Raw genomic sequence first — 9,659 nt, forward strand, 5'->3', positions numbered from 1 at the left:
CCTTGCCGAGCCGCAGCCTGTGCCACTCGGCGCTGCCCTGCGGGGCATCACTGACCTGCATTCGCGGCGCCGCCGTCGGACACGCGCTGGGCCGTGGCCTTCAGCTCCGCGTGCCGTCCGGCCAGGGCCATGCGCTCGTCCGGCATGGAGCTTTGCCAGAAGCTGCGGTAGGCATCCAGACCGGCGTTGGCGGCGTTGGTGGCCGCCTCCAGCAGCTCGCGCGAAGGCTCGGGGCCGATCGGCATGTCGTCATCGTCCGGATCGAGGTAGCTCTCCGGGTCCATCGCCATGGTGGGCACGACGAACTGCTGAAACAGGGCGGTTCGGAAAGCGATGGATTGCGCCTTGGTGACGGCCTTGTCGCCGGCGTCCATCGCCTCGCCATAGCACTCGCTGACCACGTGCGAGCCGTCCTCGGCGGAGAAGCGGAAAATGCCCTTGAGCGTGCAGAAGCGGATCGCGCGCCCGTCCTTGGGGTCGCCGCGGAAGCGCTCGTGGATGCTCAGGTCGGTGTAGGCCGGGGTCACGGTGATGCCGTGCTTGACCAGCAGCGGCGACAGCTCGTTCATGGCCGATTCGATGCCGCGGAAGGTATAGCCCTGCTGCACGTTGCGCTGCAGCTTGGCGATGCCGGTGGTGGCGATGTCCTTCATGACGCCGAGGACTGCGTTCTGTATCTTGCTCATGGTGGGCTGCTCTCCATGGGGCCAAGCGTTGCCGCAGCGGCGTGCGAGAGGCCGCAGCGCAGATGCCTTGTGGCTGCCGGAGCGCCGCCCGAACGCAGGTAGGGCCCGGCCTACGGGGCGCAGCGTGCCGGCGCCTTCCTACCGGGGCTGTGGGTCGCCCCCGACCGGAGGGCGCGGCCCGACCGCGGATGCTGGAGGCCCAGGCAGGGAGCCCCTCCCGGTCTGCACACAGGAGAACGAGACATGGTGACCCGAAGCATCCCCGGCTCGCTGGCAGCCGACACCCCTGACGAGGCCACAGCCCAGGCGGAGACCTCTGCCGAGGCCAACGCCACCATGAGCGCGGAAAAGGACGTCTCGGCGGGCATGGACGAAATCACGGCCCATCCGCTGGACGACATTCCTCAGGACGGCCCGCTCGATTTCGACGACGGCACGATGGGCCATCCGCGCGGCGACACACGCCGCACCGACGGCACCTGGGAGGACGTGGGCAGCGACAGCGGCGACATCGCCCCGCCCAGCGAGATCATGTCCGACCGGGTCGAGCCCAGCGACGAGCCGGACCGGCGCGAGGTGCGCGAATGAACGCCGCGGCCGCGGCCGCTCAGGAGGGCCGCGCTCCGCCGCCGGTGCGCACCATCTGCATGGCTGAGCCAATCAGGGCGGAGACTTCCGTCATGTTGCTCGGCACGATGAGGGTGGTGTTCGCATCGGAGGCCACGCGGGCATAGGCCTGCACGGCCTGCTCGGCCACGCGCAGCTGCACCGCCTGTTCGCCGCCGGGCTGCTGGATGGCGCTGGCCACGCGCTCGATCGCCTGGGCGGTGGCGGACGCCACGGTCAGCAGCGCCGTGGCCTCGCCCTGCGCCTTGTTGATGGCGGCCTGCTTCTCACCCTCGGAGCGGGCGATGAAGGCCTCGCGCTCGCCGGTGGCGATGTTGATCTGCTCCTGGCGGCGCCCCTCGGAGGCGGCGATCAGGGCGCGCTTCTCGCGCTCGGCCGTGATCTGCGCCTGCATGGCGCGCAGGATCTCGGCCGGCGGCGTCAGGTCCTTGATCTCGTAGCGCAGCACCTTCACGCCCCAGTTCAGCGCCGCCTCGTCGATGGCGGCGACCACCTGGGCGTTGATCATGTCGCGCTCCTCGAAGGTCTTGTCGAGCTCCAGCCGGCCGATCACGCTGCGCAGCGAGGTCTGCGCCAGTTGCGTCACGGCCATGATGTAGTTGGACGAGCCATAGCTCGCGCGCATCGGGTCAGTCACCTGGAAGTACAGGATGCCGTCCACCTGCAGCTGCGTGTTGTCCTTGGTGATGCAGACCTGGCTGGGCACCTCCAGCGGTATTTCCTTGAGGCTGTGGCGGTAGGCGATGCGGTCCACGAAGGGAATGATGAACTTCAGGCCGGGCGAGAGCGTACCGGCGTAGCGGCCCAGGCGCTCCTTCACCCAGGCGTGCTGCTGGGGAACGATCTGCACCGAGCGCACGATGAACAGCACGGCGATAACGAACAGGACGATGGCGACTTCCATGGCGGGCCCTCGGGTTGAAACAGGGGATGCGTTGGGCTGGCAGTGTGCTACAGCGGATCGACCAGCAGGCGGTTGCCCACCAGTTCGGCGACGCGGTGGGCCCCGATGGAGGGCGTGATGCCGGGGCGGTGGATGGCGGTCCAGGCGGCGCCGCGGTAGCGCACCGTGGCCGTGCCGTCCGGCGCCCAGGCGTCGATGTGCACCACCTCACCCACGTCCAGGTTGACGCTGCGGTCGGCGCGCGCCGACGGCTCGCCCGGGCGGGTGCGGCGCACCAGGTAGGCGCCCAGCACGGCGGCGCTGCCGGCCAGCGCGCCCAGGCTCAGCTGCGCCGCTGCCCCCAGCCCGGCGTGGGCCGCCAGCGCGCCCGCGGCCAGGCCCACGGCAAGCATCAGCAGGTAGAAGGTGCCGGTCAGCAGTTCCGCCACCACGGCGGCGCCGGCCATCAGCCACCACAGGGTGGATGCGTCCAGTTCCATGATGTGCTGTCTCCCTTGTGGCTCGTTGGTGGAGCGCCGTGCGGGCGGCGCAAAGATCCTGTGATTCTGTGCGAAATGGCAAAAGTCTCACAGGGGCGGCTGCTCTTATTCCTTACACTTTGCCGTTTCGCTTGTTTATCCCGCACGCCGGAGGGGCAGGGCATGAAGTTTCGCTTTCCCATCGTCATCATCGACGAGGACTATCGTTCGGAGAACACCTCCGGCCTCGGGATCCGGGCATTGGCCCAGGCCATCGAGGCCGAGGGCTTCGATGTCCTGGGCGTCACCAGCTACGGCGACCTGACGCAGTTCGCCCAGCAGCAAAGCCGCGCCAGCGCCTTCATCCTGTCGGTGGACGACGAGGAGTTCACGCTCGGCACGGGCCATGACCCGGTGGTGCTGAGCCTGCGCAACTTCATCAGCGAAGTGCGCAGGAAGAACGCCGACGTGCCGATCTACGTGCACGGCGAGACCAAGACCGCGCGCCACCTGCCCAACGACATCTTGCGCGAGCTGCACGGCTTCATCCACATGTTCGAGGATACGCCGGAGTTCGTCGCGCGCCACATCATCCGCGAGGCCAAGAGCTACCTGGAAGGGGTGAAGCCGCCGTTCTTCAAGGCGCTGCTGGACTACGCCGAGGACGGTTCCTACTCCTGGCACTGCCCGGGCCACTCGGGCGGCGTGGCCTTCCTGAAAAGCCCGGTGGGCCAGATGTACCACCAGTTCTATGGCGAGAACATGCTGCGCGCCGACGTGTGCAACGCGGTGGAGGAACTCGGCCAGCTGCTGGACCACAACGGCGCCATTGGCGAATCCGAGCGCAACGCGGCGCGCATCTTCAACGCCGACCACTGCTTCTTCGTCACCAACGGCACCTCGACCAGCAACAAGATGGTCTGGCACCACACGGTGGCGCCGGGCGACGTGGTGGTGGTGGACCGCAACTGCCACAAGTCGATCCTGCACTCGATCATCATGACGGGCGCGGTGCCGGTGTTCCTGAAACCCACGCGCAACCACTTCGGCATCATCGGGCCGATCCCGAAGTCCGAGTTCGAGCCGGAGACCATCCGCCAGAAGATCCGCGCCAACCCGCTGCTCAAGGGGGTGGATGCCGAGGCGGTGCGCCCGCGCGTGCTGACGCTGACGCAGAGCACCTACGATGGCGTGCTCTACAACACGGAAGTCATCAAGGGCATGCTCGATGGCTACGTGGACAACCTGCACTTCGACGAGGCCTGGCTGCCGCACGCGGCCTTCCACCCGTTCTACGGCAGCTTCCACGCCATGGGCAAGAAGCGGCCGCGGCCTAAGCAGTCGGTGGTCTATTCGACCCAGTCGGTGCACAAGCTGCTGGCGGGCATCAGCCAGGCCAGCCACGTGCTGGTGCAGGACAGCCAGACCACCAAGCTCGACCGCCACCTGTTCAACGAGGCGTACCTGATGCACACCTCGACCAGCCCGCAGTACAGCATCATCGCCAGCTGCGACGTGGCGGCCGCCATGATGGAGCCGCCCGGCGGCACGGCGCTGGTGGAGGAATCGATCCTGGAGGCGCTGGACTTTCGCCGCGTCATGCGCGAGGTCGAGGAAGACTTCGGCAAGGGCGACTGGTGGTTCAAGGTCTGGGGCCCGGATGGGCTGGTGGAGGAGGGCATCGGCCGCGCCGACGACTGGATCCTGCGCCCGGATGGCAAGGGCAAGAAGGGCAAGGGCCGCTGGCACGGCTTCGGGCCGCTGGCCGACGGCTTCAACATGCTGGACCCGATCAAGTCCACGATCGTCACGCCGGGCCTGAACCTGGACGGCAAGTTCGATCGCACCGGCATTCCCGCGTCCATCGTCACCAAGTACCTGGCCGAGCACGGCGTGGTGGTGGAGAAGACCGGGCTGTACTCGTTCTTCATCATGTTCACCATCGGCATCACCAAGGGCCGCTGGAACACGCTCTTGGCGGCGCTGCAGCAGTTCAAGGACGACTACGAGAAAAACCAGCCGATGTGGCGCATCCTTCCGGAGTTCTGCGCCCAGCACAAGCGCTACGAGCGCATGGGCCTGCAGGACCTGTGCCAGCACGTGCACGAGCTCTACGCCCGCTACGACGTGGCGCGACTGACGACCGAGATGTACCTCTCGGATCTGACGCCGGCCATGAAGCCCGCCGACGCCTTCGCGCACATCGCCCAGCGGCGCACCGAGCGCGTGCCCATCGACGAGCTAGAGGGGCGCATCACGACCAGCCTGATCACGCCCTACCCGCCGGGCATCCCGCTCTTGATCCCCGGCGAGGTCTTCAACAAGAAGATCGTGGACTACCTGAAGTTCTCGCGCGAGTTCTCCAAGCTGTGCCCGGGCTTCGAGACCGACATCCACGGCCTGGTGGAGATCGAGGACGAGGAGGGCGTGGTGCGTTACTACGCGGACTGCGTGACGGCCGAGAAGACCGAGATCCCGAAGTCGCGCAGCAACGCCGGCAAGGGCAAGAAGCTGGTGCAGGTGGGCGACGACGGCGCCTACAGCCGCATCATCTGAGGAGCGCCGGCCGGCACGAAAAAACCCGCAGCCGCGGTCCACGCGCGCTGCGGGCGGGAGGCTGGGCGCCGGGGCGTCAGACCTGGTCGGCCGACAGGCCCGCCGTCTGGCTGAAACCCCCGTCCACGTAGGTGATCTCGGCCGTCACGCCGCTGGCCAGGTCCGAGAGCAGGAAGGCCGCGACGTTGCCCACGTCCTCGATGGTTACGTTGCGGCGCAGCGGCGCGGCCTCGGCCACGCGGCCCAGGAGCTTGCCGAAATCCTTGATGCCGCTGGCGGCCAGCGTCTTGATGGGGCCGGCGGAGATGCCGTTGACGCGGATGGAGCGGCCGTCCTCGGTGCGGCCCACGGCCTCGGCCAGATAACGCACGGAGGCTTCCAGCGAGGCCTTGGCCAGGCCCATGGTGTTGTAGTTGGGGATGGAGCGCAAAGCGCCCAGGTACGACAGCGTCAGCAGCGCCGACTTGTCGTTCAGGTGGGGCAGGGCGGCCTTGGCCATGGCCGGGAAGCTGTAGGCGCTAATGTCGTGCGCGACGCGAAAGGCCTCGCGCGACAGACCGTCGAGGAAATTGCCGGCAATCGCCTCGCGCGGGGCGAAGCCGATGCTGTGCACAAAGCCGTCGAAACGGCCCCAGGCCTCGTGCAGGCCGGCAAACATGCGCTCGATCTGCGCGTCCTCGGCCACGTCGCAATCGAACACCAGCTCGGAGCCGAACTCGGCGGCGAATTCGGTGATGCGGCCACGAAAGCGCTCGCCCACGTAGCTGAAGGCCAGCTGGGCACCCTGCTCATGGCAGGCGCGTGCGATGCCGTAGGCGATGGAACGGTTGGACAGCACGCCCGTGACGAGCAGCTTCTTGCCAGCGAGAAAACCCATTGTTGTCGGCTCCAGGAATAGGTGTTTCAGGTGATGCAGAATTGTCGCATGCGGTATTGGCTGACCTGCGCGCTGAGTGCCTGCCTGGCCCTGGCGGCCCCGGCCGGGTGGGCGGCGCACGCCTACGCCATGTGGGGCGAGCCGGCGCTGCCGGCGGATTTCGCGCACCTGCCCTACGTGAACCCGCAGGCGCCCAAGGGCGGCGAGCTGCGGCTGGTGAGCAACCTGCGCGTCTCCACCTTCGACAAGTACAACCCCTTCACCATCCGCGGCAGCGCCCCGGCCTACCTGGCGGCGCTGATGTTCGACACGCTGCTGGTCGGCTCCATGGACGAGACGGCGACCGGCTACGGGCTGCTCGCCGAGGACGTGAGCGTCGCGCCGGACGGCCTGTCCGCCACCTTCCGGCTGCGGCCCGAGGCGCGCTTCCATAACGGCAAGCCGGTGCTGGCGGCCGATGTGCAGCACAGCTTCGACACGCTCATGGGCCCGCACACCTCGCCAGCCTACAAGACGCTGCTGGCGGACGTCGAGGGGCTGGAGGTGCTGGACGAGCGCACGGTGCGCTACCGCTTCCGGCGGCCCAACCGGGAATTGCCGCTGACCGTGGGGGGGCTGCCGGTGTTCAGCCGCGACTGGGGGCGGGACGAGGCGGGCAGGCCCAAGCCGTTTGACCAGGTGGTGATGGACATCCCGATCGGCAGCGGCCCCTACCGCATCGGGCCGGTGAACTTCGGCAAGGACATCACCTACGTGCGCGACCCGGACTACTGGGCGCGCGACCTGCCCGTGCGCCGCGGCACGGCCAACTTCGACCGCATCCTGGTCAAGATCTACAAGGACAACACGGCGCGGCTGGAGGCGCTCAAGGCGGGCGAGTTCGACCTGATGCGGTTTTTCAGCGCGGGCGACTGGGCGCGGCGGGTCAATGGCAAGAAGTTCGACTCGGGCGAGCTGGTCAAGGGCGAGTTTGCCCACAGGCTGCCCTCGGGTTTCCAGAGCTTCGTGCTGAACACGCGCCGCCCGCTTCTTGCCGACCGGCGCGTGCGCGAGGCGCTGGGACTGGCCTTCGATTTCGAGTGGATGAGCCGGCGGCTGTTCTACGGCGCCTACCAGCGCGTGCACGGATTGTTCGGCAACACGGTGTGCGAGACGCAGGGCACACCCACGGCCGAGGAACTGGCGCTGCTCGAACCCTGGCGCAGCGTGCTCCCGCCGGCCGTCTTCGGGCCGATGTTCGTGCCGCCGGCGCCCGAGGATGCGGCCGCGCTGCGGGCCAACCTGCGCCGCGCGCAGGCGCTGCTGGCCGAGGCCGGCTGGACGGTGCAGGGCGGCGTGCTGCGCAACGCGCGCGGCGAGCCCTTCGAGCTGGAATACATGGACAGCAGCGAGGGCGGGATGCGCACGCTCTCGTCGTGGATGCACAACCTGCGCAAGCTCGGCATCGTGCTGCGCTTCCGCTCGGTCGATTTCGCGCTCTACCAGCAGCGGCTGCAGAAGTTCGACTTCGACATCACCACCATCGCCTACCAGGGCACGAACAACCCGGGCCAGGAATTCGCCGACCTGTTCGGCAGCCAGGCGGCCGACCAGGAGGACTCGGGCAATTTCCCCGGCGTGAAGAACCCGGCGGTGGACGCCGCCATCCGGGCGATGGTCTCTGCCAAGACGCTCGAGCAGATGCTGCCCGCCTGCCACGCGCTCGAGCGCATCATCGCGCACGAGCACTACCTGATCCCGCAGTGGTCCGCCGGGACGCACCGCATGGTCTACAACGCCTGGCGCCTGGCGCGCCCGGACGTGGTGCCGCCATACTCTCCGGGCGAGATGTGGGCGGTGGAGACCTGGTGGGCGCGGCAGCCCTGAAGGGGGCGGCGCCCAGCGACCGCGATGAAGTACCCTTTCCAGTACCTGGAGCGCATCCCCTGCACGGCCCTGCATGAAACCCCTGGAGCTGAAGATTCCCCCGCCGCTGGTGACCCTCGCCTGCGCCGCACTGGCGTGGGGGCTGAGTGCGCCCGGGGTCGGCTGGCATCTGCCGGCGGGGCCGCGGCTCGTGGGGGCCGGGCTGTGCCTGCTTTTGGGGGCGGTGCTGACGCTGTGGGCGCTGGGGCTGTTTCGGCGCGCGCGCACGACGGCCAGCCCGCTGCAGCCCGGGCGCTCGCGCGCGCTGGTGCGCGAGGGCCCCTACCGCTTCACGCGCAACCCCATGTACCTGGGCCTGGCGCTGCTGCTGCTGGCGCTGTGCCTGTGGCTGGGCGACGTGCTGGCGCTGCTGGCCCTGGTGGTCTTCGTCGCCTGGATCACGCGCTTTCAGATCCTGCCGGAGGAGCGGGCGCTGCAGGAGCGGTTCGGCCCCGCGTACACGCAGTACCGGCAGGAGGTGCGGCGGTGGCTGTGACGCGCTTGTCCGGCGCTGCGGGCGCCCGCTGCAGGGCGGAGAGGGGTTGAGGCCGCCATGTTCGCCTACGTCCTCAAGCGCCTGCTGCTCATGCTGCCCACGCTGCTGGGTGTGCTGCTGCTGACCTTCGTCGTGATCCAGTTCGTGCCCGGCGGGCCGGTCGAGCAGTACCTGGCCGAGGCCAAGGCCGGCATGGCCGGGGCGGGCGGCGGTGCGGGCGAGGGCGGCGGCATGGCCTACCGCGGCGCGCAAGGGGTGGATCCGCAGCGGCTCGAGCAGATCAAGCAGCTCTACGGCTTCGACAAGCCGCCGCACCAGCGTTTCCTGCAGATGCTGGGCCAGTTCGCGCGCTTCGACCTGGGGCGCAGCTTCTTCCAGAACAAGGACGTGTGGCAGCTCATCAAGGAAAAGCTGCCGGTGTCGATCAGCCTGGGCCTGTGGACCTTCCTGATCAGCTACCTGGTGGCGGTGCCGCTGGGGGTGGTCAAGGCCGTGCGCGCAGGCTCGCGCTTCGACTTCGTGACCACGCTCGTCATCCTGGTGGGCTACGCGATTCCCGGCTTCGTGCTGGGCGTGGCGCTGCTGGTGATCTTCGGCGGGCAGCTGCAGTGGTTCCCGCTGCGCGGCCTGACCTCGGCCAACTGGGACGAGCTTTCCTGGGGCGCGCGCATCGTGGACTACCTGTGGCACATCACGCTGCCCGTCACCGCCATGGTCGCGGGCAGCTTCGCCGTGACCGCCATGCTGACCAAGAATTCCTTCCTGGAAGAGATCCGCAAGCAGTACGTGCTGACGGCGCGCGCCAAGGGGCTGACCGAGCGCCAGGTGCTGTGGAAGCATGTGTTCCGCAACGCGCTGATCCCCATCGTGACGGGCTTTCCGGCCGCCTTCGTGGGCGCCTTCTTCACCGGCTCGTTGCTGATCGAGACGCTGTTCTCGCTCGATGGGCTGGGGCTTTTGAGCTACGAGAGCGTGATCCGGCGCGACTATCCCGTGGTGCTGGGCACCCTGTTCCTGTTCACGCTGATCGGCTTGGTGACCAAGCTGGTGAGCGACCTGTGCTACGTGTGGGTGGACCCGCGCGTGAAGTTCGACTGAGGATGGTGGCACCCCTTGCTCCCGAGCTTTCCCGGCCGCCGGCAGGGGCCAG

At 68.3% G+C, this 9,659-nt stretch carries 9 protein-coding genes; 5 read left to right on the forward strand and 4 right to left on the reverse strand.

What is annotated here, in order from left to right; translation table 11 throughout:
• Positions 1 to 47 precede the first annotated feature (47 nt).
• Positions 48 to 686: an ERF family protein gene (locus tag A612_RS07880; protein WP_019373961.1), complete on the reverse strand. Its 639-nt coding sequence runs from the start codon at positions 684 to 686 to the stop codon at positions 48 to 50.
• Positions 687 to 929: 243 nt separating this feature from the next.
• On the opposite strand from A612_RS07880, the gene A612_RS07885 reads away from it, so the two are divergent.
• The gene (locus A612_RS07885) at positions 930 to 1,274 is read left to right on the forward strand and encodes a hypothetical protein (protein WP_019373962.1); all 345 of its coding nucleotides are present in this window, start codon (positions 930 to 932) and stop codon (positions 1,272 to 1,274) included.
• Positions 1,275 to 1,293: 19 nt separating this feature from the next.
• Here the strand turns inward: A612_RS07885 and A612_RS07890 are convergent, their stop codons facing one another.
• Both A612_RS07890 and A612_RS07895 read right to left on the reverse strand, forming a co-directional pair.
• Positions 1,294 to 2,217 carry an SPFH domain-containing protein gene (locus A612_RS07890; protein WP_019373963.1) on the reverse strand — a complete coding sequence of 308 codons (924 nt, stop codon included), beginning with the start codon at positions 2,215 to 2,217 and terminating at the stop codon, positions 1,294 to 1,296.
• Between the two features lie 47 nt (positions 2,218 to 2,264).
• Entirely contained in the window at positions 2,265 to 2,696 is a 432-nt protein-coding gene (locus A612_RS07895) for an NfeD family protein (RefSeq protein WP_019373964.1), read from the reverse strand.
• Positions 2,697 to 2,858: 162 nt separating this feature from the next.
• On the opposite strand from A612_RS07895, the gene A612_RS07900 reads away from it, so the two are divergent.
• The gene (locus A612_RS07900) at positions 2,859 to 5,231 is read left to right on the forward strand and encodes an arginine/lysine/ornithine decarboxylase (protein WP_019373965.1); all 2,373 of its coding nucleotides are present in this window, start codon (positions 2,859 to 2,861) and stop codon (positions 5,229 to 5,231) included.
• A gap of 76 nt (positions 5,232 to 5,307) precedes the next feature.
• Here A612_RS07900 and fabI read toward each other — a convergent pair whose 3' ends face one another.
• A complete protein-coding gene (gene fabI, locus A612_RS07905) occupies positions 5,308 to 6,108 on the reverse strand; it encodes an enoyl-ACP reductase FabI (RefSeq protein WP_019373966.1) in 801 nt (266 codons plus the stop codon).
• A gap of 48 nt (positions 6,109 to 6,156) precedes the next feature.
• Here fabI and A612_RS07910 point away from each other — a divergent pair, with 48 nt between their 5' ends.
• From A612_RS07910 to A612_RS07920, 3 genes are all read left to right on the forward strand, one after another.
• Positions 6,157 to 7,974 (forward strand): extracellular solute-binding protein, encoded by a 1,818-nt coding sequence (locus A612_RS07910; RefSeq protein WP_019373967.1) that lies wholly within the window; start codon positions 6,157 to 6,159, stop codon positions 7,972 to 7,974.
• A gap of 73 nt (positions 7,975 to 8,047) precedes the next feature.
• A complete protein-coding gene (locus A612_RS07915) occupies positions 8,048 to 8,509 on the forward strand; it encodes a methyltransferase family protein (protein WP_019373968.1) in 462 nt (153 codons plus the stop codon).
• Positions 8,510 to 8,566: 57 nt separating this feature from the next.
• Positions 8,567 to 9,607, forward strand: coding sequence for a microcin C ABC transporter permease YejB (locus tag A612_RS07920; protein ID WP_019373969.1), 1,041 nt, complete (start codon positions 8,567 to 8,569; stop codon positions 9,605 to 9,607).
• Positions 9,608 to 9,659: the final 52 nt, after the last annotated feature.

Source organism: Melaminivora alkalimesophila (assembly GCF_000282995.1).
GTDB classification, from domain to species: domain Bacteria; phylum Pseudomonadota; class Gammaproteobacteria; order Burkholderiales; family Burkholderiaceae_C; genus Melaminivora; species Melaminivora alkalimesophila.